Source organism: Streptomyces sp. NBC_01549 (genome assembly GCF_026339955.1).
GTDB lineage: Bacteria > Actinomycetota > Actinomycetes > Streptomycetales > Streptomycetaceae > Streptomyces.
In genome coordinates, this window is the sequence record NZ_JAPEPW010000002.1 from 1,987,351 (window position 1) to 2,013,290 (window position 25,940).

Genomic DNA, 25,940 nt, shown 5'->3' on the forward strand with positions numbered 1-25,940 from the left:
GCCGCCGCGGGCAGGGAGGTTGCCGTCCCTCGGCAAGCATTCGCAAGCGCTCTCTACCCGTACAAGCGGGCCATTCCCGCCACCGTGCGCGCGATACGGTCCCGGAGCTCGGCGGGCTCCAGCACCTCGATCGCCGCGCCCAGGCGCAGGAACTCGTCGTGGGCCTGGTCGACGGACTCGATGGGGACGATGGCCCGGGTCCAACCGTCGTGCTCTGTACGACCGTTGGACTCCGCGGCCTGGGCCGCCGGGCCGGTGAGACGAGTTCCCGGTGCCACCCGTATCACGGCCTCGGCACGGTGCAGACGGTCGTGGAAGTCCCGTTGGTACGACGCCCAGTACGCGGCCAGGTCGAACGTCTCCTGTGGGCTGAACTCCTCATCCGTGGCGGTTAGTTCGAGGATCTGGTCGACGCGGAACGTGCGCGGCCCGGGGCCCGCGACGACATACCAGCGGCCCGCCTTGAGAACCAGACCGTACGGCTCCAGGCGGCGCCGCACATCGGTGGGCTCGCGCCAGCGGCGGTACAGGACGTGCAGCACCCGCGCGTTCCAGACGGCGTCGGCGACGGCGGGGAGGTACGGGATGTCGTCGGCGTCCGCGTACCAGCCGGGGGCGTCCAGGTGGAAGCGGCCGCTGATCCGGTCGGCGTGCTCGCGCAGCTCGCGCGGGAGGGCGGCGCGCACCTTCAGCTGCGCGGCGGCCAGGACCGGGCCGAGGCCCAGCTCGGCGGCGGGGCCGGGGACACCGGCGAGGAAGAGGGCCTCGGCCTCCCCCTCCGTGAAGCCGGTGAGACGGGTGCGGTAGCCGTCGAGGAGGCGGTAGCCGCCGGCGTGCCCCGCGTCGCCGTACAGCGGGACGCCCGCCGCGCTCAGCGCCTCGACGTCCCGGTAGACCGTGCGTACCGAGACATCGAGCTCCTCGGCGAGGTCGGCGGCGGTCATCCGGCCACGAGTCTGGAGCAGCAGGAGGATCGAGACGAGCCGGCTGGACTTCACTGACATAGGGTGTCAGTGAAGTCGGCCTAGCGTGCGCGTCATGGCTTCGACGAACTTCCCGAACTCCACAAACTCCTCGAACGACCCGAACGACCCGAACGACCCGAACTCCCGCAACTTCAGGGAGAAACTGCTGACCGTGCCGCCGCCCATCGAGGTGGCGGGGCGACGGATCAAGCGCTACCACGTCACCGCGGACCCGGCCGGTATCGCGCCCGACGTCGAGGCGGCGGCGTACGCGATGCTGCCGAAGCTGCTGCCGGAGCCCGACGGCACGCCGCCCGCGACCTTCGTCGTACTGCACCGAGGCGGCGACGACGGCGCCTACCTCAACGCGTACAGCTGGGTGTGGGACAACGTCCTGCACTTCCGGGGCGCGTCGGCGGGCCAGCCGGTCCTGGGCTGCCCGGACCGGGATCCGACGCACTTCATGACACCCGACCTCCCCTGGATCGGCTGCGTCTGGGAGCTGCCGCCGATCCTGCACGAACGCGACGCCTGGGTGCGGCACATGCTCACGCCCGACGCACCCGACCTCGACGCCTACCTTGCCGACTCCCTCCCCGAGGGCACGACGGGAGACCGCTCATGAGCAGCCCGCACGACTTCGACTTCCTCCACGGGGAGTGGGACGTCCGCAACAGGCGTCTGACCGACTTCCTCGACGCCGACAGCGGCTGGGAGGAGTTCGGGGCCACGAGCCGCTGCTGGAGCCTGTTCGACGGGGCCGCGAACCTCGACGAGATGACCGTGCCCGGTCAGGGATGGAAGGGCCTCACCTTGCGGCTCTTCGACCCCGCGGCCCTGGAGTGGTCACTGAACTGGTCGTCGAGCCGCAGCGGGAAGCTGTTTCCGCCGGTGGTGGGGCGGTTCGGGCCCGACGGGCGCGGTGAGTTCCACGGTGACGACACACACGACGGGAAGGACGTGCGGGTGCGGTTCGTGTGGTCGGGGATCTCCGCGAGCACCGCCCGCTGGGAGCAGGCCTTCTCCGTGGACGGAGAGAGGACATGGGTGACCAACTGGGTCATGGAGTTCGCGCGGCGGGGATCTTCCTGAACGCACGGAGGGCGAACCGCGGGTCGGGGCGCGGGACTTCCTGATCGGGCAGCGCTTCGAGCAGCGCGACGAAACGCTCGGCCAGCGGGTCGTCCGGGGCGATCCGGGTGAACCAGCCACGGCGCAGGTCCGCCACCGTGCTGCGCGGGCTGCGGCCCTGGCCGTGGCCCCGGAAACGGGCCCGCCCGGCCGGGGTGAGCCCGTGCTCCACGGCGTACGCCGCGACGTCCTCGGCGCGGTCCTGGGCGGGGCGGCGCGGACGGTCGGCGAGTACGGCGTCTATGTCACTGCCCACGTCGTGCGCGGCGGCCTTGTCCACGGTGGTGACGTACACCCCGCCAGGGCGCAGGACCCGCGCGCACTCGGCGACGATGGCGCGGACGTCCTCTGCGCCGTCGACCAGATGGAGCAGCCAGACGCTGGTGACGGCGTCGAACGAGGCATCGGGGAAGGGCAGTCGGCGGCTGTCGGCTTGGATCACCGCGCCGGGGAGCCTCGCCGCCGCCATCCGGGCCATGCCGTGCGCGGCGTCCGCGCCCGTCACCCGGAGTGCCGGGCGGGCGGCCGTGAGCCGGCGCGTGACGATTCCGGTGCCGCAGGCGACGTCGAGCAGGTCCTGTACGCCGTCGGGGACGAGGCCGAGTACGGCGCCCGCGGCCGCGGTGGCCCTGGGCTCACCGCCCCTGGTGGAGTCGTACGCCTCGGCTTCCTTGTCGTAGTCCAGCATGCGGATCAGTGTGCGCCATGTCCCGGAGCGAGTGCCTCCACTCTGCGGGCGAGCTTGAGGTCCAGCTCGGTGACGGCGCCGCCGATGCTGTGGGTGTTCACGGTGAGGGAGATCGTGTTGTAGCCGAGGGTGAGGTCGGAGTGGTGGTCGAGCTCCTCCTGTACCTGGGCGATGTGGACGACCATCGCGGTCGCGGCGAAGTGGGAGGGGAGGTGATAGGAGCGGGCCAGGTGGTCGCCGTCCAGCGACCAGCCGGGCAGCTCCGCGAGCCGTTCCTCGATCTCCTTCTGCGACAGGGGTTCGACGGGCATGGCCTCACTCCATTCGTACGGGGGGGTGCCGTGGGGCTGTTCCTCAGCCTGCCACAGTCCCCCGACCTGGGCTCTCCGGCGCCCCGAGGGGTTCCTCGCCCCCGCCGCCCCTACCCGCCCCCTCCTCAACCTGGGGATTCCGCCCCCGGACCCCCGGGGGTGTTTCTTCGACTGCGGGTGGGCGGGGGGCCGGCCGCGCGGCTCCCCGCGCCCCTGAAAGCGGGGCGTTCCTCGGCTACGGTCGGCGTATGTCCATCGTCGCGTCCGGTCCGACCAGGCCCTCAACCAACCCTGCCGGCAAGGGCGTCGGCCCGCTGCTGCGGGGCTGGCGCGAACAGCGTCGGGTCAGCCAGCTGGAACTGGCGCTGCGTGCCGACTCCTCGGCCCGCCATATCAGCTTCATCGAGACCGGCCGCTCCCGTCCGAGCGAGGACATGGTGCTGCGGCTGGCCGAACACCTCGACGTCCCCGTACGGGAACGCAACGCGCTGCTCCTGGCCGCCGGCTACGCGCCCCACTACCCGGAGACCTCGCTCGACGATCCGTCGATGGACGCCCTGCGCCAGGGCATGGAGCGGCTGATCCAGGGCTACGAGCCCTACCCGGCGCTGGTGGTCGACGCCACGTACACCGTGCTCGCCGCCAACCGTGGCATCACCATGCTCCTGGAGGGCGTCGGCGAGTCGCTGCTGACGCCGCCGCTCAACGCGATGCGGCTGACCCTCCACCCGGAGGGCCTGGCGCCTCGGATCCGCAACCACCGCGAGTGGCGCGACCACCTGCTCGCGCAGATGGAACGACAGATCGCCCTGGACCGCTCCGAGCCACTGCGCGCGCTGTACGAGGAGGTCGCGGCCTATCCAGTACCCGAACCGGAGACGAAGGCCATCTCCTCGGCCGAGGACCAGGAACTCGAGCCCGTTCCCTATTTCGCGCTCCCCCTTCAGATCGAGCACGGCGGGCGCGTGCTGTCGTTCATCTCCTCCATCTCCACCTTCAACACCCCCATGGACGTCACCGTCGCCGAGCTGGCCATCGAGACGTTTCTGCCCGCGGACCCGGCGACGGTCAAATACCTTCAGTCACTGGTGTCTTGACGGAGCGTCGCTGATCCGTTTGAGTAGGGGCTTCGGCGCTTGGGGAGGGCGTGGCGTGAGTGAGCGGCGGGCTGCGCCCACCGTGGGGCAAGTAGTGCTCGGGCGGCGGCTGCAGGAATTGCGGGAGGCCACCGGGCTGAAGCGGGAAGAGGCCGCGCGAGTCCTGCGTGTCGCCCCGGCGACGGTGCGGCGGATGGAGATGGCCGAGGTCGCCCTCAAGATCCCGTACCTCCAGGTGTTGCTGACGACGTACGGCGTGGCCGACGACGAGGTGGCCGCGTTCGTCGCGCTCGCCGAGGAGGCGAACCAGCCGGGCTGGTGGCAGCGGTTCCACGATGTGCTGCCGGACTGGTTCAGCATGCACGTCAGCCTGGAGGGCGCCGCCCGTCTGATCCGCTCCTACGAGCCGCACTTCGTGCCCGGGCTGCTGCAGACCGAGGAGTACGCGCGCGCCGTGCTGGAGGCCGGAACGGTGGGCCAGGCGGGGCCCGAAGCCGTCGAGCGGCATGTGACGCTGCGTATGACGCGGCAGAAGCTGCTGCTGGGGCGCGAGAACCGGCCACACCTCTGGGTGATCATGGACGAGACCGCGCTGCGGCGCCCGGTGAGCACACGCGGCGAGGTCATGCGGGACCAGATCGACCGGCTGCTGCGCGAGATGGAGAGCGACGACATCTCCGTCCAGGTCGCGGAGTACGCGAGCGGCCCGCACCCGGGGACGTACACCTCCTTCGCGCTGTTCCGCTTCGCGGAGCCGGAGCTGCCCGACATGGTCTACAGCGAGTATCTGACCGGTGCCGTCTACCTCGACTCGCGCTCCGAGGTGGTCACGCACCTGGAGGTTCTGGACCACATGTCGGCCCATGCCGCCTCCGTGCCGCGCACCATGGAGATCCTGCGGGAGATCCGGGACTCCTACTGAGGATTCCCGGAGAGGGTTCCCAAGCAGGAACTCCAAGGGAGGGGCTCCAGGGAGGAGCTCCAGGAATGCTCCCGCTCAGGGCCGCTACGCCGCGCCGCCCCTCGTCTCCCTCTCGTCGTCCACGATCTCGGCGTCCACCACACCGTCCTCCTCCGCCGCGGTGTGCTCGGCGGCCGGCTCCTGGCCGGGTGTCTGCTGGGCCTGGGCGTACATGGCCTGGCCCATCTTCTGGCTCACCGAGCCCAGTTTCTCGACGCCGGTGCGCAGGGCGGTGGTGTCGGTGGCGGAGTCCTCCAGGAGGCGCTTGAGGTCGGCGACGGCGGACTCGACCTCGGGTTTCGTCCCGGAGGGGATGCGCTCGTCGTTCTCGCGGAGGAACTTCTCGGTCTGGTAGACGAGTTGTTCGGCCTGGTTGCGGGTCTCGGCGCCCTCGCGGCGCGCGCGGTCCTCCTCGGCGTACTGCTCGGCCTCACGCATCATGCGGTCGATGTCGTTCTTGGGGAGCGCGGAGCCGCCGGTGACGGTCATCTTCTGTTCGCGCCCGGTGGCGAGGTCCTTCGCGGAGACGTGCATGATCCCGTTGGCGTCGATGTCGAAGGCGACCTCGATCTGCGGCACCCCGCGCGGCGCGGGAGGCAGCCCGGTGAGGTCGAAGACGCCGAGCTTCTTGTTGTACGCGGCGATCTCGCGTTCGCCCTGGTAGACCTGGATGCCCACCGAGGGCTGGTTGTCCACGGCCGTGGTGAAGATCTCCGAACGGCGGGTCGGGATCGTGGTGTTGCGCTCGATGAGCTTGGTCATGATGCCGCCCTTGGTCTCGATGCCGAGGGACAGCGGGGTGACGTCGAGGAGCAGGACGTCCTTCACGTCCCCCCGGATGACACCCGCCTGGAGGGCCGCGCCGAGCGCCACGACCTCGTCCGGGTTGACGCCCTTGTGCGGGTCCTTTCCGGTGAGTTCCTTGACCAGGTCCGTCACGGCGGGCATCCGGGTCGAGCCGCCGACCAGGATGACGTGGTCGATCGCCGCGAGCTTGACGCCCGCGTCCTTGACCGCCTGGTGGAAGGGGGTCTTGCAGCGGTCGAGCAGATCGGCGGTCAGCTCCTGGAACTGGGCGCGCGTCAGTTTCTCCTCGAGGTGCAGGGGGCCGTCGGCGGTGGCGGTGATGTAGGGCAGGTTGACGGTGGTCTCGGAGGAGCTGGACAGTTCGATCTTGGCCTTCTCGGCGCTCTCGCGCAGTCGCTGGAGCGCCATCTTGTCGTGGCCGAGATCGATGCCGTGCGAGGCCTTGAAGCGTTGCGCGAGGTGTTCGACGATCCGCTGGTCCCAGTCGTCGCCGCCGAGCCGGGTGTCGCCGTTGGTCGCCTTGACCTCGATGACGCCGTCGCCGATCTCCAGGAGCGAGACGTCGAAGGTGCCGCCGCCCAGGTCGAAGACGAGGACGGTCTGCTCCTCGCCCCGGTCGAGGCCGTAGGCGAGGGCGGCGGCCGTCGGCTCGTTGATGATCCGCAGGACCTTCAGGCCCGCGATCTCGCCCGCCTCCTTGGTGGCCTGGCGTTGCGCGTCGTCGAAGTAGGCGGGCACGGTGATCACGGCGTCCGTGACGTCCTCGCCGAGGTAGGCCTCCGCGTCCCGCTTCAGCTTCTGCAGGACGCGCGCCGACAGCTCCTGGGCACGGTAGCGGGTGCCGTCGACGGAGCCCTTCTCCGGGAAGCGCCAGCTCGCGTCGCCCATGTGGCGTTTGACCGAGCGCGCGGTGCGCTCCACGTTCGTCACGGCCTGACGTTTGGCGACGTCGCCGACGAGCACCTCGCCGTTCTTGGCGAAGGCCACCACGGAGGGGGTGGTGCGCGCGCCCTCCGCGTTGGTCACGACGGTGGGGTCGCCGCCTTCGAGGAGGGCCACCACCGAGTTCGTCGTACCGAGGTCGATCCCGACCGCACGTGCCATGTCCGTCCCCTTCCGCCAGGGCGCTGCCCACCTTCAAGCACAAAACTTGAGTGCTTTCTTGTCAATGGGGCGCGCTGGCCAAGGGGGCGGCCGGGCCAGGGCGGCCCGGACATGACAGCGCCGCGGGCCCTACGCGGGACCGCGGCGCCGTACTGCTCCCGGACGTCAGGCCAGCTTGGCCGTCAGGGTGATCGTCGTGCCGGTCAGCGCCGCGCTGACCGGGCAGTTCTTCTTCGCGTCCTCGGCCGCCGCGACGAAGCCGTCGTTGTCGAGGCCCGGCACCGTGCCCTCCACCGTGAGGTGGATTCCGGTGATGCCCTCGCCGGGCTGGAAGGTGACGTCGGCGTTGGTGACGAGCTTGGTGGGCGGGGTGCCCGCGCCCGCGAGGGCGTGCGACAGCGCCATGGAGAAGCAGCTGGAGTGGGCGGCGGCGATCAGCTCCTCGGGGCTGGTCTTGCCGTTCGCGTCCTGCGCCCGCGACGCCCACGTCACCGGCTGCTGGCCGATGCCGGAGGAGTCGAAGGTGACGACGCCGCTGCCCTCGAGCAGGTTGCCTTCCCACACGGTGTGTGCGGTGCGCGTGGTTGCCACGATGATTCCCTTCGATGAGGTCCCGTTTTCGGGGTCCGTACGCACCATCCGATCACACCCGTGCCCAACTCACCCAGAATGACAGTCCGCCGGGACCGCCTGGCCGGGCACCACAGCCGCGAAGGGGCTCGGGAAGTGTCCCGCCGGTGCCCGTCCTCCATGCGATTTGTGTGTGCGCGGGGCTTGCCGGGCGCGGTCCATTTTCCGTCGCGCGGGCCCGGCCACCTGGCCGTGGCTCAGGCGGCGCGCTCGTCAGCGGGCGCCGCCAGCGGTACTTGCGGGCCGTGGCACTCGCGCAGCCAGCGCCGCAGCACGCGGTGCACCTGCTCGGCGCCCACGAGATCCGCGTCGTCCTCGACCGGCGCGGACAGGGCCACGGGCGACAGCAGGAAGGGACGTGCCTGGGCCCCGCCGAGTCCGCCGTGCGAACCGATCTGCTCCTCGAAGGCGAGGACTTCGCCCTCCTGCGGGTCGTACGAGGAGTTGACCATGATGTCGGCGACGTGCGGGAAGGAGTGCGTTCGTCGTACGGCGTCGGCGGCGCCGGGACCGAAGTCGGCGAGCGGGCCCGGCCGCGCGTCGTCGAGCTTGTCGACCGGTACCTCGGCGCCGTTCGCACCCAGCACGAGTCCGCCGTACTCCTCGCTGCGGACCAGCACGAAGCCGACGCCTGGGTGGTTGGCGAGGGTGGACAGCAGCGCGGGGTGACGGCGGTCTATCTCCTCCCGGCTCATCCGGTGCGGCACGTCGGGGAAGGAGACAAGGCCGAGGTTGCCGGAGGCCAGCACGATGGGCTCGGAGCGGCGCGAGGGACGGTGGTGCTCGCCGCGCTCCTCGACGGGTCTGCGCAGCGCGGCCCGGACCGCGGCCCGCGCCTCGGTGCCGCTGTGCGTGTGCTGTACCTTGCGCGGCACGGGCAGGCCGCAGCCGGCCCGGACCAGGTTGCCGAGGCTGAGGCCGTAGCGGGTCAGGAAGGTCTCGCCGGGGCTCTGGCCGTGGTCCGACAGCACCACGATCCGGTAGGGCCGCGGGGCGTGCTCGGCGACCTTGGCCACCAGGGCGAGGGAGCGGTCGAGGCGCTCCAGGACCTTCTCGGCGTCCCGGCTGCGCGGCCCGGAGTGGTGGGCCACCTCGTCGTACGCCACCAGGTCCGCGTAGACCGCGTTGCGCCCGGCGAGCATGTCGCCGATCACCGCGGCGACGACGACGTCCCGCTCGACGACGGTCGCGAAGGCGCGTACGAAGGGGTACAGCCCGCCACGCTTGACCCGTGGCCGCCGCTTCTCCATCCGGGCCCACGTGGACTGGCCCATCTCGCGCAGGACCTCGGCGACGAAGGACATGGCCGTACGGACGGCGTTGGCGGGGTCGCTGAAGTACGCGAAGTAGCCCGAGCGGGAGCGGTTCTCCCGACCCCTTCGCGCGGCGATGGACAGTACGAGGGCCAGCTGGTCGGCGCCGCCGCTGAAGAGGTTGCCGCGGCTGGCGCCGTCGACGGTGAGCAGGCCCCCGTCGCCGGTGTACTCGATGGCACGGCGCTGGAGTTCGGCGGCGCTGGAGGGCCGGTTGCACACCATGACCTCGTGCGTGTCCTTCTCGTACCAGCGGAAGGCCGGCACGTCGTGGTTGCTGCCGTGCAGGATGCCGAGCTGGCTGGCGCCGGTCTGGCTGGACCAGTCGGTGCGCCAGGGCGTGAGCCGGTGGGTGGGGCGGCCGCTGCTCACCGGGCTGCCGAGCCACCGCGCGACGGTGGGCATCAGCCCCTTGCCGACCGCCTCCTCCAGCACGTCGTGGCCCACGCCGTCGAGTTGGAGGAAGACGGTACCGGGGGTCGAGGACCCCACCTGCCCGTCACCGCGTCTGCGGCGCCGGTCGGCGAGCCGGTAGAGCCTGCGCCCGTAGGCGTCGTCGTCCCGGACCGCGAGAGCACCCCCGGTGGCCGAGGCGACCGCGGACATCACGGCGGCGACGACCACGGCGGTCTCCGGGGCGGCCTCGCCCTGCCCTGAGGGGTTGATGCGCAGGGCTATCAGCAGCAGGGACCCGTTCAGGAAGAAGACGAGCAGACCGAGCACGAGGGCGGGCACCAGGAGCAGTGCCCGTACGAGCAGTGGCCACACGAGCGAGGAGAGCAGACCGAAGACGGCCGCGCCCACCCCGGCGGTGACGGCGATCCGCGTGGCACTGTCCCCGTTGCTGGACTCCAGCTGGAAGTCGGGCAGCGCACCGGCGAGGACGAGCATGGTGACCGTGGACACGGCCCACACCGCGACACTCCGCCACACTCCGCTGAGAAGTCGCCGCCAACGCCTTCCGCCCACGCCCCGTCCACCTCACGTCCCGGCCCGCCCGGTGCGCGAGGCCTGCTCCCACCCTGTCACAACGGTCGAGCGGCCCCCGGTGTCCCCCTCAGCGGCCGTCGTAGCCGGCGGTCGGCATCGACAGGCGGCGGTGGACCCGGGCCTTCATCTGGGCGTCGTACGACGGTTCCGCACACCCGACCGTCTCGATCCGTACGCCGCGGCGGGCGCACTCGGCGGTGAACTCGTCCACGGAGGCGAGGGCGCGCTCCAGGACACGACGGCTCGGCGCGACGAACAGGTCGACGAGGCCCGCCTCGACGTCCGCCCACAAGGTGCGGTGGTCGGGGCGCAGACCGCGGACGAGGAGCTCGCGGGTGACGACGTAACCGCGCTCGGCGGCCCAGCGGGCGCACATCGCGTACTGGCTGCGGGAGTCCACGAGGAAGGGGTCCGCGTCGAGCTCCTCCAGGGGCGTCAGGCTCGCGATGGCCGTGACGCGGACTGTGGTCGCCGCGGCGGAGGCGCTGCGCGCGTGTCCCATGGCGTCCCCCCTCACCTCCGGGTTTCGCCGCCGACCCTACTCCTGCACGTAGGCTCGGGGGGAGTCGCACGGAGGAGGCAAAGAAGTGCCGGTGGAGATCACCTGGTGGGGGCACGCCACTTGCACGCTGGAGGACTCCGGCACACGCGTCCTCACCGATCCGCTCTTCGCGCGCCGGCTCGCGCACCTGCGGCGCAGGCGCGGGGCGCCGCCCCCTCCCGAGGCGGCGGTCGCGGACGTGGCGCTGGTCTCGCATCTGCACGCCGACCATCTCCATCTGCCCTCGTTGCAGAGGCTCGCGCCGGGCACCCTGGTGCTGGTGCCGAAGGGCGCGCCCCGCGTGGTGCCGGCGCTGCGCAGGCTGGACCATCTGCGGTTCGTCGAGGTGGCGCCCGGGGACCTGACCGAGGTCGGTGACCTGGTGGTACGTACGGTGTCCGCGCGGCACGACGGCCGACGGCTGCCGGTCGGACCGCACCGCTCCCCCGCTCTGGGCTTCGTGGTGGAGGGTGAGGCGCGGACGTATTTCGCCGGGGACACCGGGCTGTTCGAGTCGATGGCCGAGGAGGTCGGACCGGTCGACGTGGCGCTGCTGCCGGTCGGCGGCTGGGGCCCCTTCCTCGGGGAGGGACATCTGGACGCGGGGCGGGCCGCCGAGGCGCTGGCCCGGCTGGCGCCGAGGAGCGCGGTGCCGGTGCACTACGGCACGTACTGGCCCATCGGCATGGACAGCGTGCGCCCCCATGAATTCCATGCGCCGGGTGAGGAGTTCGTGCGCCTGGCTGGGGAGCATGCGCCCCAGGTGGCGGTGCACCGGCTCGAGCACGGCGAGAGCGTGCGCCCGGAGGTCGCACGGTGACGCCTCTGACCGCCATGGGCGCGGCCCCGGCGATATTCCTGTCCGCCAAGAGCAGCGCCCCGACCGTGTTCCTGGCCGCCGCGGGCGCGGCCGTGACACCGGAGAGCACACAGCAGGCGATCGGCTATCCGTCGCTGTTCGTCCTGGTGCTGATCGGCGCGCTGGTTCCCGTGGTGCCGACCGGCGCGCTGGTCAGTTCGGCGGCCGTGGTGGCCTTCCACCAGACGGCGCCGTTCTCGCTGCTGCTGGTCTTCGTGGTGGGCTCGTTCGCGGCGTTCCTCGGAGACGTGGCGCTCTACTGGCTCGGCCGGCGCGGCATGGGCTCCAAGAACGGCTCGCGCTGGCTGGAGGCGATCCGTGTGCGCGCCCCAGAGGACCGTCTCGCCCAGGCCCAGGAGAAGCTGGACGACCACGGCGTCGCCGTCCTCGTCCTGTCCCGCCTCGTCCCGGCGGGCCGCATACCGGTGATGCTCGCCTGTCTGCTGGCGAAGATGCCCCTGCGCACCTTCGCCCGCGGCGACATCCCCGCCTGCCTCGCCTGGGCGGCCACCTACCAGGTCATCGGCATCCTCGGCGGCTCCCTCTTCGACGAGCCGTGGGAGGGCGTGGTGGCGGCGGTCGTCCTGACACTCGCGATCAGTGCGGCGCCGGGAGTGTGGCGGAGGGTGCGCAGAACCGCGCCGCGATAGAAGCGGTCCTGGAAGGGACGCCCGGAGGGGGCATCCGCGGCTCCGCCGCGTGGGCGCGAGCCACCGCGACCCACCCGCGGGCACCCCGCCAACGCCCTCACCCCAGAACCCGAGAACCCCCCACCGCCAGATCCCACAGGTCTCCCCGCTCCAACCCCGTCCGCTCCCAGGCCACCTTCACCCGGGTCAGCGGCTCCAGCACCGGTTCCGCGGACAGCACGAACGTCCCCCAGTGCATCGGCGCCATTCGACGAGCCCCCAGGTCAACGGCCGCTCGAACAGCCTCTTCCGGGTCACAGTGGACGTCGCTCAACCACCACCGGGGGTCGTACGCACCGATGGGAAGCAGGGCCAGGTCTATCCCCGGGTAGCGCTGCCCGATGGCCGTGAACCAGTGCCCGTACCCCGTGTCCCCCGCGAAGTACACCCGCTGCCCTTCGGGCGCCGTCAGCATCCAGCCGCCCCACAGCGTGCGGCAGGTGTCGGCGAGGCTGCGCTTGGACCAGTGGTGGGCGGGGACGAGGTCGAAGCGCACCCCGTCGAGTTCGACCGCCTCCCACCAGTCCAGCTCGGTGACCCGGGTGAACCGGCGGCGCCGGAACCAGCGTCCGAGTCCGGCCGGCACGAACACCGGTGTGTCCCGCGGGAGCCTGCGCAGCGTCGGCGCGTCCAGATGGTCGTAGTGGTTGTGACTGATGACGACCGCGTCGACGCTCGGCAGCGCGCTCCAGGCCACGCCGACGGGGGTGATCCGGGCCGGGGTGCCGAGGATCTTGCGGGACCAGACCGGGTCGGTGAGGACGGTGAGCCCGCCTATGCGGATCACCCAACTCGCGTGCCCCGCCCAGGAGACGGCGACGGTACGGACGCCCACCCGCGGCAGCGGCCCCGGTTCGAAGGGCAGCAGTGGGATGTCGGTGAGCCCCTCGGGCCCCGGCCGCAGCGCCCCCTCGCGGGCGAACCGCGCGAAGGCCCGCAGCCCCGGCAGTGGCGCGGTCAGCCGGTCGACGAACGACCGCGGCCACACACGGCGCTCGCCGAGCGGACGAGGTTCGGCGAGAGGAGGGGGCTCGACGAGCGGACGGAGCGGAACGACAGGTGAGGAACGGCCCACCGTGGGGGCCATGGAGGACGCCGGCTCCTCGGCGTCCTGCGTACTCGTGGACGTGCTCAGGGACGTGGACATGGACGTGCTCGGGGACGTACTCGTGCTCGTGGTCGACTGGGACTGCTGCGTCATCGAGGAGGCTCCCATCGCTGAGCGTCGTCACGGAGATCGTCGAACGCCGACCCCAGGAGGGTCAACGCGCGTTGCGTCTGCGGCAGTTCCAACGGCGAGGGTGAACTGAGGCATTCCGCCCGCTCCTCGTCGGTGGCACCGAGCAGCGGTCCGGTCTCCAACCGCACGCGCAGCGCCTCGAGGTCGTCCCCGAAGCGGTGGCCGCCCGGCGCGGGCATGCCGAGCCGGGCGGTGAGGAAGTCCTCCAGTTCCTGTGCGTCCCCGACACCGAGGGCGGTCAGCGCGGAGCTCAACGGGCCGAGATCCACGTACAGATGCCGGCCGGCCTGCGGCGGCCGCGCGAGAGCGCCCGACCCGACCACCGCGCGGTGCGCGGCGAGAGCCACGCGCGCGTGCAGGCGTACGGCGGCGGTCAGCCGCTCGGTGACCGGGTCCGGCTCGCCGAGCGCGTACGCGGCCGCCGCGGCGACCGGTTCGGCGACCCGGGCGCCGAGCACGGTGAGCACGTCGAGGACGCGGGCGCGCAGCCGAAGGCCCTCGTCGGTGTCCGGGAAGCGGGCGACAGCGGCCGGCCAGCCCTGCGGCAGGAAGGCACCCGCGAGGTCCGCGACCACGGTGACCTCGCCGGGGAGCATTTCGGCGGGGCTGAGCAGCACGGTGTCGTGCGGCCGGTGCAGGGTGTCGCGCCAGGTCTCGTCGCTGACCACGTGCAGTCCCTCGCCCACCGCGGCCTCCACGGTCTCGTGCACCACCTCGGGGGGTGCGACGGTCGCGGTGGGATCGTCGGCGACGGAGAGCACGAGCAGGCGCGGGTCGCCGCCCTCGGCTCGGACCCGGCGGACGGTCTCCAGAAGGGCGTACGGATCCGGCAGGCCGCCGCACTCCGCGGGCGTCGCCGCGTGGAACACGGACCGGCCCAGCAGGCGGACCTGTGGTGCCCACCAGGCGGCACAGGGGCGTGGCACCAGGACGTCGCCGCCGAGTGCGCCGGTCAGCGCGAGGAGCAGTGCGGGGGCGCCGGGGGCGGCGACCACCCGGTCTCGGTCGGCGGCCAGGCCCCGCCGGGTCCAGTAGCCGCAGGCCGCGTCGAGGAGCGCGGGGCCGCCGCCGGAGGGCTCGGCATGGGCGTGGCCCGCCGCGTCGGCGAGTACGGCGCGCAGTTCGGGCAGTACCGGCAGGCCCTGATCGGGAAGGGGCGGGCCGTAGCGGACCGGACCGTGCCCTTCCGGTACCGTCCGCCGCATCCGTGCCTCCGTGCAGTCCGTAGTGCCGTGCCCTGTCGTTACCCGGGCTCCCGCCCCGCCGTGGGCGCCCGGCCGGATGCGCCCGTCACAGCGTCAGCGGCCGGAGGAGCCCCTTTGGCGCAGGCGGTGGACGGCCGCGCCCAGCCCGCCCACGATCAGGACGCCGCCGATGATCAGGGCCGGGACGGAGTCGGTGAAGGCGCCGCCCTCGCCACCCTGCACCCCGTACTGGGCACCGGCGGGGCGCTCCACGGTGTCGTCGTCCGCACCGGTGTCACGCCCGGCGCCGCTGTCATGCCCGGCGTCGGTATCACGCCCCGTGCCGGTGTCACGCCCTGTGCCAGTGTCACGCCCAGCGCCGGTGTCATGCCCTGTGCCGGTGTCGTGAGTCGCCGTGTCGTGAGTCGTACCTGTGTCGCGCCCCGTACCGCTGTCATGAGCCGCGCCGGTCTCGCGTGGCGAACCACCGTCATGAGCCGCACCCGTGTCATGACCCACGCCCATGTCAGGAGCCGCGCCCGTCTCGCGCCCCGTACCGCTGTCATGAGCCGCGCCGGTCTCGCGCGGCGAACCACCGTCATGAGCCGCACCCGTCTCACGCCCCGTGTCGCGCCCGACGCCGGTGCCGGTCCCGATGCCGGCGCCCTGGGACACGGTGTACGAGGCGTTCCAGGGCCGCTCAGTGCCGCCCGGCTCGACGGGACAGACACCGTTGACACCCCATTCGCCCTCACGGCCCCCGGCGTCGGACCCGCTGTTGAACTGCCCGCCTGCCCCGACGGCACCAACCGCGCCGGCCACACCGGATCCACTGTCCGAAGTCCCACCGGACGGGATCCGGGCCGTCCCGTGGTACGAGGCGGCGCCGCCCGTCTTCGCGTCGCCGCCGGTGACCCGGTGCAGCTGGACCTTTCCCCCCTCGAAGCCCTGGGAGTGGGCGTCGATGGACTCGGGCGGGGTGCCGCCGGTCGCGTCGCAGGTGACGGAGATGGAGAGCAGACCGCCGGGGCCCACGGAACGGGGATCGACCTCCGCGCCCGGATCCGCGGACGCGGCCGTAGCGACCGCACCCAGGGCGGCACAGGCCAAGGCGGTGGCGGACAAGACAGGGGCGGTACGGCGCATGGGACGGGCTCCTTCGGACAGACACTGTCTGAAGGGGGCACGGCCGTCGCGCCCCCGCCTCATCACAGCCCGCCCCCGCCCAGGGCGCGCGCGGCCGGACACCATTCGCGGGACACGGGCACCCGAGCGGGTGACAGCGAGGGCTCGGCCGGCCGGGTCAGTCCGACAGGGAGACGAGCTCTCGTTCCAGGCCGCGTCCGCGCTTGTCCACGACCGCCGAGGCGACGTCGGAGAGTTTGCGCTGGGTCGCCTGCGAGATGCGGCGCAGTACGCCGAACGCCGCGTCCGCGTCGCAGCCCAGTACGTGCATGACGATCCCGCACGCCTGGTCGACGACGGGCCGGGTGCGCAGCGCTGCGCCGAGCTGATCGAGCTCGGTGAGCGCGGCCCGGTAGGAGCGGTCGCGGACCAGGCAGGTGACGGCGAGGTCGCCGAGCGCGCGGGCGGGTCCGTGCGGGGCGTCCTCCAGGGCGCCGGGCCGGAAACTGTAGAGGCTGAGGGTCACGGTCAGCCCGGAGCGCCGGAAGGGGATCGTGACGCTGGAGCGGACTCCCGAGTCGAGGGCCATCGCGCGGTACGCCGGCCAGCGCTCCTCGCTCAGCAGGTCCGACGAGTCGACGGGCTCGCCGCGTTCCAGCGCGACGGGGATGGGACCGTCGCCGGAGCGGAGCTGGACCGAGACGAGTCCGGCGAGGTCGGGGTGGGTCACCGCGGCGGGGCGTTCCGGGCCGCCCTCGGAAACCATGCAACTGGCGCCGCAGCAGTCGGTGGTGCAGCGGGCGGCCTGCTCGGCGAGCTCCGAGAGCCGCCTTCCCGGAAGGGTGGATTCCGGCGACCGCGCGCCCAGGTGCCCGAGCTGGCTGTCTTGCCTGCCTTGGCCGCCTCGGCCGCCATGACTGCCATGACCGCCTTGACCGCCTTGACCGCGCCCGTCGTTTTGGCCACGTTGCCCAAGTCGCCCCGAATCCGGCATGTTTCACCCCTCCTCCCTCCGCGCCTTCCCGCTCACCCGCGCGAAAAACGGGCGCGGTGCGTTACACCCCCGCCACACCTGGAACCAACCCTTCGGGTTACGTTCATCGCATGGCGCAGACGGACGAATTCGGTGAAGAACTCGCGGATTTCGTACGCCGCGTGGCGGAGCTCAAGGCAGCTCGTTCGGTACCGGCCGACAGCCTGCCGATGGTGCTCGACGCGGCGATCTTCGAACTCGACCATGTGGCGGGCCAGTTGTGGCCCTGGTACGAGCGTCTGTCCTCGACGGGCCCGTCCGGCGTCGCCTCGGTCGACCGCCAGGAGCAACAGCTTCTCAAGGCGCTCTTCCAGCGGGTGCCGGTGCCCGTCGCGCTGGTGGACCGCGAAACGGTGGTGCGCAGGCTGAACTTCGCGGCGACCTCGTTCACCGGCGTCCGGGCCGGCTACGCGACGGGCCGGCCGCTCACCGGATTCCTCGCGCACGCCGACCGTGCCGCGTTCCGCTCCCAGGCGGCGGCGGTGGCGCGAGGCGAGGGCGACCGCAGTCTCACCGTGCACCTCCAGCAGCAGCCCGCGGTGCCGGTGCGGGCGACGCTCGCCGCGCTGCGGCCCAGCGGCGAACCCCGCACCGCCGTCCTCGTCGTACTGCAGCCCGCGGGCAGCCGGGTGCCGTCCGACGAGCGCGTGCCGGTCCCGGTACCGAACCTGACCGAGACGACCCGGCACGCGGCCTTGATGGACCTGGTGGACGCGATGACCACGGCACTGCTCAGCGGCCGGGCCGGTGATCCGTCCGAGGTGCTGGAGCGGGCGGCCGGGGTGCTGCACGGGCGGTTCGCCGACTGGGTGGTGGCCGACGCGGCGGGGGTGGCGCGGCTGTCCCGTACGACGGTGCTCGCCCCCTCCGACAGTGCGGAGGCGGCACGGGAGGTGGCCTCGCAGGACCCTGCCGCGTGCCCGCTCGTCGTCGAGGCGGTCCGTGGCGGATCCACGGCGCCGCGGGTACGCCCCGAGGATCCGGACGCCTTCGGCCGTGACACCTCGGGCGCCCCGATCCTCGTACGCGCGAACGTGACATCGCTGCTGTGTGTGCCCCTGACCGCCGCGCCCGGACCCGTACAGGGCGTGCTGACCCTGTTCCGCAGCGGCGCCCGCCGGGCGTTCTCGCTGGCGGAGGCGCAGGCGATGGACATGATGTCCCGCCATGTGGCCCTGGCGATGAACGCGCCCCGGTAGGGGCTACGCCGCGTCGCGCATCACCTGGTCGCGCAGCCGGTGGCAGCACCGGCTGATCAGCCGCGACACGTGCATCTGCGAGATGCCGAGTTCGTCGGCGATCCGGCTCTGCGTCATGTCGCCGAAGAACCGCATGTAGAGGATGGTGCGTTCACGCTCGGGCAGGGCCCGCAGCCGGGGCTTGACAGCCTCGCGGTCGATGACGACGTCGAGCGCGGGGTCGGCCGAGCCGAGGACGTCGCCGAGCGAGTAACCGTCGTCGCTGCCGGAGACCTCGGCGTCCAGGGAGAGCGCGGTGAAGCTCTCCAGGGCCTCCAGGCCGGCCCGGACGTCCTCCTCGCTCATCCGGGCGTGCACGGCGATCTCGGCGACGGTGGGCCTGCGGCCCGAGATGGTCCCCGAGAGTTCCTGGACGGCGAACCGCACACGGTTGCGCAGGTCCTGGACGCGGCGCGGCACGTGCAGGGTCCACATGTGGTCGCGGAAGTGCCGTTTGATCTCGCCGGTGACGGTCGGCACGGCGTAGCTCTCGAAGGCGTTGCCGAGCTCGGGGTCGTACCGGTCCACGGCCTTGACCAGACCGAGCGCCGCGACCTGGCGCAGGTCCTCCAGGCTCTCACCGCGGTTGCGGAACCGGCCCGCGAGCCGGTTGGCCATCGGCAGCCAGGCCTCGACGATCTGCTCGCGGAGCGAGTCGTGCGGCCGGCCCGGAGGGAGCGAGGCGAGCCTGCGGAATGCCTCCGTGGTGTCGGGGGCGTCGTCGTGCGGATGGCGTTTCGCGCTCACTTGGTTTCGCATGGTGCGTCGCAACTCCCTTGCAGGTGCCTTGGGTTGGACGGTCACCGAGGGAGCGCACGGGTGCGTCGAACGGCACACCCGTGGCGAGGACTTCCCCGCTCCCACGGACGTGCCTCCTGTCCGAAGCACTTGAATTCCGCCTGCCCCGGTCTGTGCGAGGCAAACACTGGGGCAACCACCCGCGCCTGTCGGTGCGTTGGGCTCAGGGAAGGGCGAGCAGGTACTCGATCGCGGCGCGCAGCTCCTCGTCCTGGAGGAAGGCCTCGTAGTTCCGTTCCCGTGCCAGGCGACCGTCGAAGCCCCGTACCGTCCGCAGTGCGGCGCGTGTCGCCGGGGTGAGTGTGCCGATCCGGACCAGGGCCCGCAGTGCCTCTCCGAAGAGCTCATAGTCCTCGCCGCCGTCGGCGATCGGCAGGACGAACTCCTCCAAAACGGAGATGCTCGGCTTGGGCTCGCCCGTGCCCGACCACAGGGCGAGCGCGGCCTCTGCCCGGCGAAGGCCCTGGGTGTCCTCCATGATGTGCCGCACCCGGTCGGCGTACGGCGCGGCAGAGGTACCGAAGTCGGCCAGCAGGTGGACGGGCCCGTAGTAAGGGCCCTCCTCGGTCAGCACCGCGTCGCCGATGAGCCGCAGCGCCGCCGTACGGTCCCCGCCCATGTGCGAGGCGGCCCACGCCGCGTTCCAGTGGTGCCCCGGCCAGTTGAGCGGCTTACAGGCGCGCAGGGCGGGCTCGGCGGACGCGGCGCCCGGCCCCATCGCCGCCAGCACCTCGACGGTCGACAGCGAGCCCCTCGCGTCGTCCAGCAGCGCCACGACCTCCGGCAGCGCGGGCAGCGCGTCCGGCCCCCACGCCTTCAGGACCTTCAGGAAGGCGCCGGTCAGCGGGCCGTGGCCGCCGTTGTGCGCCGCGTGGTGCCGCATCACCTCCCGCAGTGCGGGCAGCAGGACGTCGGCGTGCGCCCGCAGCGGAACCAGCACGGCGTCGACGTCCGGAAGTCGCGGGTCGCTGATGCGGTAGCCACGTCCGTAGTGCTCCCGATAGGGCTCGTAGAGCCGCTCGACGAGCCCCGGCAGCGCACGCGGGTCACCGATCCGGGTGAGCGCCCAGCGCGCGTAGTCACCGACGGTCCCTTCCAGGTAAGAGTCTTCGCCCGCGTCGTCGATCAGCGTGGCGAGCCGGTCGGCGTACCGGGCCGACTCTCGACCGAGCACCGCCAGGAGGTGCGCCGCCCGCAGGCGCACGGGGTCGGCCGGGTCGTCCAGCAGTCGGCCCGCCACCGGCAGCAGCGCGGGCGCCGCGGACGGCCTGAGCACCAGCAGCCGCCACGCCTCGTCCAGTACGGCCTCGGACAGCTTGGCGTCCCCGGTGCGGGCCGCCGCGTCGGCCAGCCGGACCACGAAGGAGGCGGCCGTCCGGGCGTCGTGGTCGAACAGCTCGGCGGCCCAGGTGACGACCGCTTCGCGGGGGAAGGGTTCCTCGACGTCCGACACGTACCAGATCTCCTCGAACCTGGGCCGTACGGCGAGGTCGGAGAGTGTCTCCACCAGCAGGTCGATCCGCCGGACCGGCTCCTGCGGATCGAGCCGTGCCCAGGAGATCAAGGCCGCGACCTTCATGACGGGCTCGCCGTCACGCAGGACGCCGCCGAGCACCGTCCGCACCTCCTCGACCGCCCCGGCATCTTCCTCCCCCGCCGTCTCGCCCAGCTTGAGCAGCACCGGCAGCCGCATCGCCGGGTCCGTCTCGGCCCGCCAACGCGCCAGGAGCGGTACGACACCGTCCGCGAGGGGAACGGCCTCCCGCCGCACGTCAGGGTCCGGGTCCCCGAGCAGCGCGAGGACCGTGTCACGGTGACGTCTCCACTCCGCGTGCCATCCCTCGTCCACCAGGTCCGGCCGGGCCCTCTTGGCCGCCCGCTTCAGGGACACCAGCAGTCCTACGAGGTCGACACGCGCGCCCGGCCCCGGATCGGCGGCGAGCGCGACCACGAAGGGCAGTGCGGCGGTCGCCGCGGAGGGCACCCGGCCGTTGCCGGCGGCCAGGCACCAGTACAGCGGGGAGCAGTGCTCCTCCGTCGCGGCCCCGCCCGCGAGCGCCAGTCGCCGCAGCGCGCGAGGCACCTCCTCGACCGGGTGCTGGGGCAGTGCCGACTCGAGCCGGTCCCACGGCACCGCGTCCAGCGCCTCGATCGACATCCCCGTCACTTCCACCCCCATGACCTCGGAGAACCGGTTCTCCGGCCGTCATCATGCCGTCCGGCGGTGGATCGCGTCGTGCCGATTTCCCACGGACGTGTCGACCCCGGGTCCATGGGTACGCGATCACCATCCCCGATCCCCTGGAGGGAGTCATGCAGCGAGGCAGCGACCGGCTGAGCGTCCACCGGGACGAAGAGATGAAACACGAACTGCGGGGCCTGCTCAGGTCGGGTCACCCCACCCGCACCGAGGAGTGGCACGACCCGGAGCCGACCGCCGACGACGACCCGGAGATCGCGCGCGGCCCCGTGGCGCCGAACCGCGCGCCCGACTCCATCAAGACGGTGCGCCTGGAACTGGCCCGGTTCCTGACCCGTACCGCCTTCCCCGCGGGTCCCCGCGACCTGGCCGACACCCTGCGCGACAAACACGCGCCCGACCCCCTGGTCGAGGCCGTGCAGCGACGCCCGCACAAGGCGCGCTACGCCACGGTGCACGAGCTGGCCGAATCGGTCGTACGCGCCCGGCGGACACCGTGAACAGCGCACGTGCCGTGCGCACCACCGCTCGGTGTCGGCCGAGTCCTTCGACGGTTCTCACCCTGGTCACCAGCCGCAAGCCCGGCGACCTCAAGGCCTTCGACGAGGCGCTCCTGGAGGTGTTCGCCCGGCAGGCCGCCTGACGGAGTGTCCGCCCTCGCGGGACGCGGCACCATCCGGCGCACCTCGGTTCACCGGCGACAGCGGGGACCGGGGACGGCGGGGGTGGTCCTCAACGGGTGGGCGGACCGGGCGAGTTCGACCCGGCCCGTCGTTCAGCACTCCGCCGCTCGTTCAGCACTCCGCCGCGAGGCCTCGCTCCCGGGCTCCGTCTCGGGTACGGCCCGCGGCGATGGGGCGGCGCGGATGGCGGCGCAGGTACTCGCCCTCCAGTTGCGCCATGCGCATGTTGTGCGTCCGCAGAGCGTCGTTCGAACCGTGCAGCAGTGTGTCGTGGCGGGTGCGGTGGATCGTCTGCAGCTCTTTCATCAGCTGCTGGTCGTCCAGCCGGTCCGGGTCGACTCCGGTCATGGTGGTACCCCGCTCGTCGTGTCCTGCGGCGCGGTCCGGGTATCCGCCGGGCAGGCGCTGCCGTGCGCGGCGCCCGAGCGGCGTCCAGGAGGGAGCCATGGATCTCGCCGTCCTCCCTCCACTCTACGAACTTCCGGGCCCCCGGTCCTCCGGGAAGCACCGGACAAGCAGGACCAGGAGCCGGACCGGGACCGAGTCCTACCGGACCGGAGTCCTACCGGGCCCGCTCCACGCGCCGCTCGTCCCACACCGGCTCCGCCGTCTCCCGGATCCTGCCGTCCGAGCCGAAGACCAGATAGCGGTCGAAGGAGCGTGCGAACCAGCGGTCGTGGGTGACCGCGAGGACCGTCCCCTCGTACGCCTCCAGTCCCTCCTGGAGAGCCTCGGCCGACTCCAGGTCAAGGTTGTCGGTGGGCTCGTCCAGCAGCAGGGCCGTGGAGCCCTCCAGCTCCAGCAGCAGGATCTGGAAGCGTGCCTGCTGGCCGCCGGAGAGCTTCTCGAAGCGCTGCTCGGCCTGGGCGGTCAGCTCGTAACGGCGCAGCCGGGACATGGCGGCGCCCCGGTCCTGCGAGTGCTCGCTCCACAGGATGTCGAGAAGCGTGCGGCCTTGGAGCTCCGGGTGGGCGTGCGTCTGGGCGAAGTGTCCGGCCACGACGCGCGCGCCGAGCTTCCACTCGCCCGTGTGCGCGACGGTGTCACCGGCGAGCAGGCGCAGGAAGTGCGACTTGCCGGAGCCGTTGGAGCCGAGCACGGCGACCCGCTCGCCGTAGAAGACCTCCAGGTCGAACGGGTTCATCAGCCCGGTGAGCTCAAGTCCCTTGCAGGTGATGGCCCGTACGCCGGTACGCCCGCCGTGCAGACGCATCTTGATGTCCTGCTCGCGCGGCGGCTCCGGCGGCGGGCCGGCCTCCTCGAACTTCCGCAGCCGGGTCTGCGCCGCCGCGTACCGGGACGCCAACTCATGGCTGATGGAGGCCGCCTGCCGCAGATTCAGCACGAGTTTCTTCAGCTGGGCGTGCTTCTCGTCCCAGCGCCTGCGCAGTTCCTCGAACCGGGCGAACCGCTCCTGTCGCGCCTCGTGGTAGGTCGCGAAGCCGCCGCCGTGCACCCATGCGTCGGCGCCGGTGGGGCTGGGCTCGACACTGACGATCTTCTCGGCGGCGCGGGCCAGCAGCTCCCGGTCGTGGGACACGAAGAGCACGGTCTTGCGGGTTTCCTTGAGCCGCTCCTCCAGCCAGCGCTTGCCCGGGACGTCGAGGTAGTTGTCCGGCTCGTCGAGGAGCAGGACCTCGTCGGTGCCGCGCAGCAGCGCCTCCAGCACCAGCCGCTTCTGCTCTCCTCCGGAGAGGGTGCGCACCAGTCGCCACTGCGCCTTCTCGTAGGGGACGCCGAGCGCGGCCATCGTGCACATGTCCCAGAGTGTCTCGGACTCGTAGCCGCGTACCTCGGCCCAGTCGGAGAGCGCCTGCGCGTAGCGGAGCTGGGCGGCCTCGTCGTCCACGGTCATCATGGCGTGCTCGGCCGCGTCGACGGCCTTGGCGGCCTCCTCTATGCGGGGCGGCGCCACGGAGACGAGCAGCTCCCGCACCGTCGTGTCGTCTCTCACGGACCCCACGAACTGCCGCATCACGCCCAGCCCGCCCCCCACGGTGACGGTGCCGCCGTGCGGCTTCAGCTCCCCCGAGATCAGCCGCAGCAGCGTGGTCTTGCCCGCGCCGTTGGGCCCCACCAGCGCGACGACGGCCCCTTCCCCCACCCGAAACGACACATCGCCGAGCAGCGCCCTCCCGTCGGGAAGGTAGTACTCAAGATGCGCGGCTTCGAGATGTCCCATGGGGAGGCATTCTCCGGCCACCCGGCTCCACGAGCAAACGCATATCCCCAGCAAGCCCCCGGCCTCGTCCTCACACGCCGGACGGGCTGAGTGACGCGGGCCGCGGTGGAGGCCTTTAAGGGGCGAGGGGAACTGCGCGACCAGCCCCCACCCACCCGCAGCCGACAAACCCACGCGGGGGCCTGGGGGTGGAGCCCCCAGGTTCGAGATGGGACGGGTAGGGGCGGCGGGGACGAGGAAACGGCGGATCGGCGGGTACGGGGAGCTCATGACCGTCACCCCGGACACCGTCACCCCGGACATCGACCTCACCGCCCGACTCCCGAACCACCACGCCCTGCGAAACCGCCTCCTCGCGGCCGACTCCCGCCTCTTCGAAGCCGTCGCGGCCCGCCACTGGCCTGGCTGCGACCCCCTCCTGCCCAGACTGAGCCGCAGCGCGAACCACGGCCTCCTGTGGTTCGCCACAGCCGCGGCCGTGGCCGCGAGCCGCACCCCCCACGCCCGCCGAGCCGCCGCGAGCGGCCTCGCCTCGCTCACCCTCGCCTCCGCCACGATCAACACGGTGGGCAAGCGCTCGGTGCGCCGCCCCCGCCCACCCCTCACCCCGGTCCCCCTGACCCGCCGGCTCAAGCGGCAGCCGATCACCACCTCGTTCCCCTCGGGCCACTCCGCGTCGGCCGCCGCCTTCGCCACGGGCGTGGCACTGGAGTCGCGTGGCTGGGGCGCCGCGGTGGTACCGCTCGCCTCCGCCGTGGCCCTGTCCCGCGTCTACACCGGCGCCCACTTCCCGAGCGACGTCCTCGCCGGCGCGGCCCTGGGCACGGCCGCCGCCTACGCCGTACGAGGCCTGCTGACACGCCACCGACCGTGACTCGTCCAGACGCCTCGCCCCCCATCAGCGCCCAACACCCACACCCACACCCACCCCTCACCTCTCAACACCCAACGGCCGTCCATATGGCAAGACATGGGTCTCACCATTCGACATGCGGGCGTACGGTGATGCACAACCGACGAGACGACGCGAAGGGGAAACGGTCATGTCGAAGTCGCAGGAGACCGCCGTCTACACACACGGCCACCACGAGTCCGTGCTGCGCTCGCACACCTGGCGCACGGCCGCCAACTCGGCCGCCTACCTCCTCGACTCGCTGAAGCCCCACATGAAGATCCTGGACATCGGCTGCGGACCGGGCACCATCACCGCCGACCTGGCGGAGCTGGCCCCCGACGGCCATGTCACCGCCGTCGACCACGCCCCGGGAATCCTGGACCAGGCCCGCGCGGTGGCCGCCGAACGCGGCCTGGACAACGTCGAGTTCGGAGTCGCGGACGTGCACGCCCTGGACTTCCCCGACGACACCTTCTGCGTGGTCCACGCCCATCAGGTACTGCAGCACGTGGGCGACCCGGTGCAGGCGCTGCGCGAGATGTACCGGGTCACCAAGCCGGGCGGTTTCATCGCCGCCCGCGACGCGGACTACTCGGCGATGCCCTGGTATCCCGAGGTACCGGGCCTGCGCGACTGGCAGGACCTGTACCTGCGCGTCGCCCGCGCCAACGGGGGCGAACCGGAGGCGGGCCGCCGTCTCAAGTCGTGGGCACTGGCGGCCGGGATCAAGGACATCACGGCGACGTCCGGCACCTGGACCTTCGCCACCGAGGACGAGCGGGAGTGGTGGGGCGGGCTGTGGGCCGACCGCACGCTGGCCTCGGCGTACGCGGACCGCGCCACGGAGGGCGGACACGCGACCGCCGCGCAGCTGCGGGCCGTGTCGGAGGCGTGGCGGGAGTGGGCGCGGCAGGAGGACGGCTGGTTCTCCGTCCTGCACGGAGAGATTCTCTGCCGAAAGGAAGCGTGATCCGCCCGCTTCGGGAAACACGGACAGCAGGAGGTACACATTATGGTTCCGATTCTTCTGGTACTACTGCTGGCCCTGGTTCTCTTCGGCGCCGGATTCGCAGTGAAGCTGCTCTGGTGGGTGGCGCTGGTGGTAATTGTCCTGTGGCTGCTGGGATTCCTGGTGCGCGGTACGAGCACCTCGGGGAGCAGGGGCCGATGGTACCGCTGGTGATGCCATTCCCGTAAAGCAATTCACGGAGGCGGCCCGAGACCTGGTTTCAGGTCTCGGGCCGCAGGAATTTAACAGGCACCACAAGCATTGCGC

The 25,940-nt window shown here is 72.1% G+C and carries 26 protein-coding genes and 1 pseudogene; 12 read left to right on the forward strand and 15 right to left on the reverse strand.

Annotated features, from left to right (window positions below):
- Positions 1–53: 53 nt before the first annotated feature.
- On the reverse strand, positions 54–998 hold the full coding sequence (locus OG819_RS44200; RefSeq protein WP_266655035.1) for a YafY family protein: 945 nt from the start codon (positions 996–998) through the stop codon (positions 54–56).
- 139 nt (positions 999–1,137) lie between these two features.
- Here OG819_RS44200 and OG819_RS44205 point away from each other — a divergent pair, with 139 nt between their 5' ends.
- Positions 1,138–1,590 (forward strand): hypothetical protein, encoded by a 453-nt coding sequence (locus OG819_RS44205; protein ID WP_266655571.1) that lies wholly within the window; start codon positions 1,138–1,140, stop codon positions 1,588–1,590.
- Positions 1,587–2,057 carry a hypothetical protein gene (locus tag OG819_RS44210; protein WP_266630842.1) on the forward strand — a complete coding sequence of 157 codons (471 nt, stop codon included), beginning with the start codon at positions 1,587–1,589 and terminating at the stop codon, positions 2,055–2,057. Before OG819_RS44205 ends, OG819_RS44210 begins: the two co-directional genes overlap by 4 nt.
- Here OG819_RS44210 and OG819_RS44215 read toward each other — a convergent pair.
- Positions 2,026–2,784 (reverse strand): class I SAM-dependent methyltransferase, encoded by a 759-nt coding sequence (locus OG819_RS44215; RefSeq protein ID WP_266630839.1) that lies wholly within the window; start codon positions 2,782–2,784, stop codon positions 2,026–2,028. The two genes, OG819_RS44210 and OG819_RS44215, sit on opposite strands and share 32 nt — an antisense overlap.
- A gap of 5 nt (positions 2,785–2,789) precedes the next feature.
- Positions 2,790–3,095, reverse strand: a complete 306-nt coding sequence (locus OG819_RS44220) for a 4a-hydroxytetrahydrobiopterin dehydratase (protein ID WP_266630833.1) — start codon at positions 3,093–3,095, stop codon at positions 2,790–2,792.
- Positions 3,096–3,343: 248 nt separating this feature from the next.
- Between OG819_RS44220 and OG819_RS44225 the strand changes: the two genes are divergently transcribed.
- Entirely contained in the window at positions 3,344–4,192 is an 849-nt protein-coding gene (locus tag OG819_RS44225; RefSeq protein WP_266630831.1) for a helix-turn-helix domain-containing protein, read from the forward strand.
- Positions 4,193–4,247: 55 nt separating this feature from the next.
- The gene (locus tag OG819_RS44230) at positions 4,248–5,114 is read left to right on the forward strand and encodes a helix-turn-helix transcriptional regulator (protein WP_266630829.1); all 867 of its coding nucleotides are present in this window, start codon (positions 4,248–4,250) and stop codon (positions 5,112–5,114) included.
- An 84-nt stretch (positions 5,115–5,198) separates the two neighbouring features.
- Here the strand turns inward: OG819_RS44230 and dnaK are convergent, their stop codons facing one another.
- From dnaK to OG819_RS44250, 4 genes are all read right to left on the reverse strand, one after another.
- Positions 5,199–7,064: a molecular chaperone DnaK gene (gene dnaK / locus OG819_RS44235; protein WP_266630827.1), complete on the reverse strand. Its 1,866-nt coding sequence runs from the start codon at positions 7,062–7,064 to the stop codon at positions 5,199–5,201.
- Between the two features lie 165 nt (positions 7,065–7,229).
- Positions 7,230–7,655, reverse strand: a complete 426-nt coding sequence (locus OG819_RS44240) for an OsmC family protein (RefSeq protein WP_060901013.1) — start codon at positions 7,653–7,655, stop codon at positions 7,230–7,232.
- A gap of 236 nt (positions 7,656–7,891) precedes the next feature.
- A complete protein-coding gene (locus tag OG819_RS44245; RefSeq protein WP_266630825.1) occupies positions 7,892–9,976 on the reverse strand; it encodes a phage holin family protein in 2,085 nt (694 codons plus the stop codon).
- Between the two features lie 88 nt (positions 9,977–10,064).
- A complete protein-coding gene (locus tag OG819_RS44250) occupies positions 10,065–10,499 on the reverse strand; it encodes a hypothetical protein (RefSeq protein WP_266630824.1) in 435 nt (144 codons plus the stop codon).
- An 85-nt stretch (positions 10,500–10,584) separates the two neighbouring features.
- Here OG819_RS44250 and OG819_RS44255 point away from each other — a divergent pair, with 85 nt between their 5' ends.
- Together OG819_RS44255 and OG819_RS44260 are read left to right on the forward strand one after the other, a co-directional pair.
- On the forward strand, positions 10,585–11,358 hold the full coding sequence (locus OG819_RS44255; protein WP_266630822.1) for an MBL fold metallo-hydrolase: 774 nt from the start codon (positions 10,585–10,587) through the stop codon (positions 11,356–11,358).
- A complete protein-coding gene (locus OG819_RS44260; RefSeq protein WP_266630820.1) occupies positions 11,355–12,047 on the forward strand; it encodes a DedA family protein in 693 nt (230 codons plus the stop codon). The genes OG819_RS44255 and OG819_RS44260 overlap by 4 nt, the downstream gene beginning before the upstream one ends.
- 97 nt (positions 12,048–12,144) lie before the next feature.
- Here OG819_RS44260 and OG819_RS44265 read toward each other — a convergent pair whose 3' ends face one another.
- From OG819_RS44265 to OG819_RS44280, 4 genes are all read right to left on the reverse strand, one after another.
- Positions 12,145–13,287: an MBL fold metallo-hydrolase gene (locus OG819_RS44265; protein ID WP_266655038.1), complete on the reverse strand. Its 1,143-nt coding sequence runs from the start codon at positions 13,285–13,287 to the stop codon at positions 12,145–12,147.
- Positions 13,284–14,531, reverse strand: a complete 1,248-nt coding sequence (locus OG819_RS44270; RefSeq protein WP_266630816.1) for an aminotransferase class I/II-fold pyridoxal phosphate-dependent enzyme — start codon at positions 14,529–14,531, stop codon at positions 13,284–13,286. The genes OG819_RS44265 and OG819_RS44270 overlap by 4 nt, the downstream gene beginning before the upstream one ends.
- A gap of 93 nt (positions 14,532–14,624) precedes the next feature.
- Positions 14,625–15,656: a hypothetical protein gene (locus OG819_RS44275; RefSeq protein ID WP_266655040.1), complete on the reverse strand. Its 1,032-nt coding sequence runs from the start codon at positions 15,654–15,656 to the stop codon at positions 14,625–14,627.
- A gap of 157 nt (positions 15,657–15,813) precedes the next feature.
- Positions 15,814–16,401, reverse strand: a complete 588-nt coding sequence (locus OG819_RS44280; RefSeq protein ID WP_323138182.1) for an ANTAR domain-containing protein — start codon at positions 16,399–16,401, stop codon at positions 15,814–15,816.
- A gap of 338 nt (positions 16,402–16,739) precedes the next feature.
- On the opposite strand from OG819_RS44280, the gene OG819_RS44285 reads away from it, so the two are divergent.
- Positions 16,740–17,867 carry a PAS domain-containing protein gene (locus tag OG819_RS44285; RefSeq protein ID WP_266655042.1) on the forward strand — a complete coding sequence of 376 codons (1,128 nt, stop codon included), beginning with the start codon at positions 16,740–16,742 and terminating at the stop codon, positions 17,865–17,867.
- Positions 17,868–17,870: 3 nt separating this feature from the next.
- Here the strand turns inward: OG819_RS44285 and OG819_RS44290 are convergent, their stop codons facing one another.
- Both OG819_RS44290 and OG819_RS44295 read right to left on the reverse strand, forming a co-directional pair.
- Positions 17,871–18,665, reverse strand: coding sequence for an RNA polymerase sigma factor SigF (locus tag OG819_RS44290; RefSeq protein WP_266630812.1), 795 nt, complete (start codon positions 18,663–18,665; stop codon positions 17,871–17,873).
- Positions 18,666–18,867: 202 nt separating this feature from the next.
- Positions 18,868–20,883: a hypothetical protein gene (locus OG819_RS44295; RefSeq protein ID WP_266655048.1), complete on the reverse strand. Its 2,016-nt coding sequence runs from the start codon at positions 20,881–20,883 to the stop codon at positions 18,868–18,870.
- A 134-nt stretch (positions 20,884–21,017) separates the two neighbouring features.
- Between OG819_RS44295 and OG819_RS44300 the strand changes: the two genes are divergently transcribed.
- The gene (locus OG819_RS44300) at positions 21,018–21,404 is read left to right on the forward strand and encodes a DUF2795 domain-containing protein (RefSeq protein ID WP_266655050.1); all 387 of its coding nucleotides are present in this window, start codon (positions 21,018–21,020) and stop codon (positions 21,402–21,404) included.
- Positions 21,401–21,547, forward strand: coding sequence for a hypothetical protein (locus OG819_RS44305; RefSeq protein ID WP_266655052.1), 147 nt, complete (start codon positions 21,401–21,403; stop codon positions 21,545–21,547). The genes OG819_RS44300 and OG819_RS44305 overlap by 4 nt, the downstream gene beginning before the upstream one ends.
- A gap of 151 nt (positions 21,548–21,698) precedes the next feature.
- On the opposite strand, the gene OG819_RS44310 is transcribed toward OG819_RS44305, so the two are convergent.
- Positions 21,699–21,935 (reverse strand): DUF6158 family protein, encoded by a 237-nt coding sequence (locus tag OG819_RS44310; RefSeq protein ID WP_266634846.1) that lies wholly within the window; start codon positions 21,933–21,935, stop codon positions 21,699–21,701.
- A 214-nt stretch (positions 21,936–22,149) separates the two neighbouring features.
- Positions 22,150–23,769, reverse strand: a complete 1,620-nt coding sequence (locus tag OG819_RS44315) for an ATP-binding cassette domain-containing protein (RefSeq protein WP_266655054.1) — start codon at positions 23,767–23,769, stop codon at positions 22,150–22,152.
- 268 nt (positions 23,770–24,037) lie between these two features.
- Here OG819_RS44315 and OG819_RS44320 point away from each other — a divergent pair.
- The 3 genes and pseudogenes from OG819_RS44320 to OG819_RS44330 form a co-directional block, all read left to right on the forward strand.
- Positions 24,038–24,625 (forward strand): annotated as a pseudogene (locus tag OG819_RS44320) (phosphatase PAP2 family protein); the annotation flags it as partial.
- Between the two features lie 187 nt (positions 24,626–24,812).
- Positions 24,813–25,634: a class I SAM-dependent methyltransferase gene (locus tag OG819_RS44325; RefSeq protein ID WP_266655056.1), complete on the forward strand. Its 822-nt coding sequence runs from the start codon at positions 24,813–24,815 to the stop codon at positions 25,632–25,634.
- A 42-nt stretch (positions 25,635–25,676) separates the two neighbouring features.
- Positions 25,677–25,847, forward strand: a complete 171-nt coding sequence (locus OG819_RS44330) for a hydrophobic protein (RefSeq protein ID WP_266428439.1) — start codon at positions 25,677–25,679, stop codon at positions 25,845–25,847.
- Positions 25,848–25,940: the final 93 nt, after the last annotated feature.

What these genes read in the sequence shown, in the direction of transcription:
- OG819_RS44275 (WP_266655040.1), bottom strand. Translation starts at nt 15,656, where the DNA reads ATGCGCCGTACCGCCCCTGTCTTGTCCGCCACCGCCTTGGCCTGTGCC.
- OG819_RS44310 (WP_266634846.1), bottom strand. Translation starts at nt 21,935, where the DNA reads ATGACCGGAGTCGACCCGGACCGGCTGGACGACCAGCAGCTGATGAAA.
- OG819_RS44290 (WP_266630812.1), bottom strand. Translation starts at nt 18,665, where the DNA reads ATGCGAAACCAAGTGAGCGCGAAACGCCATCCGCACGACGACGCCCCC.
- OG819_RS44210 (WP_266630842.1), top strand. Translation starts at nt 1,587, where the DNA reads ATGAGCAGCCCGCACGACTTCGACTTCCTCCACGGGGAGTGGGACGTC.
- OG819_RS44315 (WP_266655054.1), bottom strand. Translation starts at nt 23,769, where the DNA reads ATGGGACATCTCGAAGCCGCGCATCTTGAGTACTACCTTCCCGACGGG.
- OG819_RS44295 (WP_266655048.1), bottom strand. Translation starts at nt 20,883, where the DNA reads ATGGGGGTGGAAGTGACGGGGATGTCGATCGAGGCGCTGGACGCGGTG.
- OG819_RS44215 (WP_266630839.1), bottom strand. Translation starts at nt 2,784, where the DNA reads ATGCTGGACTACGACAAGGAAGCCGAGGCGTACGACTCCACCAGGGGC.
- OG819_RS44280 (WP_323138182.1), bottom strand. Translation starts at nt 16,401, where the DNA reads ATGGTTTCCGAGGGCGGCCCGGAACGCCCCGCCGCGGTGACCCACCCC.
- OG819_RS44225 (WP_266630831.1), top strand. Translation starts at nt 3,344, where the DNA reads ATGTCCATCGTCGCGTCCGGTCCGACCAGGCCCTCAACCAACCCTGCC.
- OG819_RS44270 (WP_266630816.1), bottom strand. Translation starts at nt 14,531, where the DNA reads ATGCGGCGGACGGTACCGGAAGGGCACGGTCCGGTCCGCTACGGCCCG.
- OG819_RS44285 (WP_266655042.1), top strand. Translation starts at nt 16,740, where the DNA reads ATGGCGCAGACGGACGAATTCGGTGAAGAACTCGCGGATTTCGTACGC.
- OG819_RS44300 (WP_266655050.1), top strand. Translation starts at nt 21,018, where the DNA reads ATGCAGCGAGGCAGCGACCGGCTGAGCGTCCACCGGGACGAAGAGATG.
- OG819_RS44265 (WP_266655038.1), bottom strand. Translation starts at nt 13,287, where the DNA reads ATGACGCAGCAGTCCCAGTCGACCACGAGCACGAGTACGTCCCCGAGC.
- OG819_RS44220 (WP_266630833.1), bottom strand. Translation starts at nt 3,095, where the DNA reads ATGCCCGTCGAACCCCTGTCGCAGAAGGAGATCGAGGAACGGCTCGCG.
- OG819_RS44250 (WP_266630824.1), bottom strand. Translation starts at nt 10,499, where the DNA reads ATGGGACACGCGCGCAGCGCCTCCGCCGCGGCGACCACAGTCCGCGTC.
- OG819_RS44330 (WP_266428439.1), top strand. Translation starts at nt 25,677, where the DNA reads ATGGTTCCGATTCTTCTGGTACTACTGCTGGCCCTGGTTCTCTTCGGC.
- dnaK (WP_266630827.1), bottom strand. Translation starts at nt 7,064, where the DNA reads ATGGCACGTGCGGTCGGGATCGACCTCGGTACGACGAACTCGGTGGTG.
- OG819_RS44325 (WP_266655056.1), top strand. Translation starts at nt 24,813, where the DNA reads ATGTCGAAGTCGCAGGAGACCGCCGTCTACACACACGGCCACCACGAG.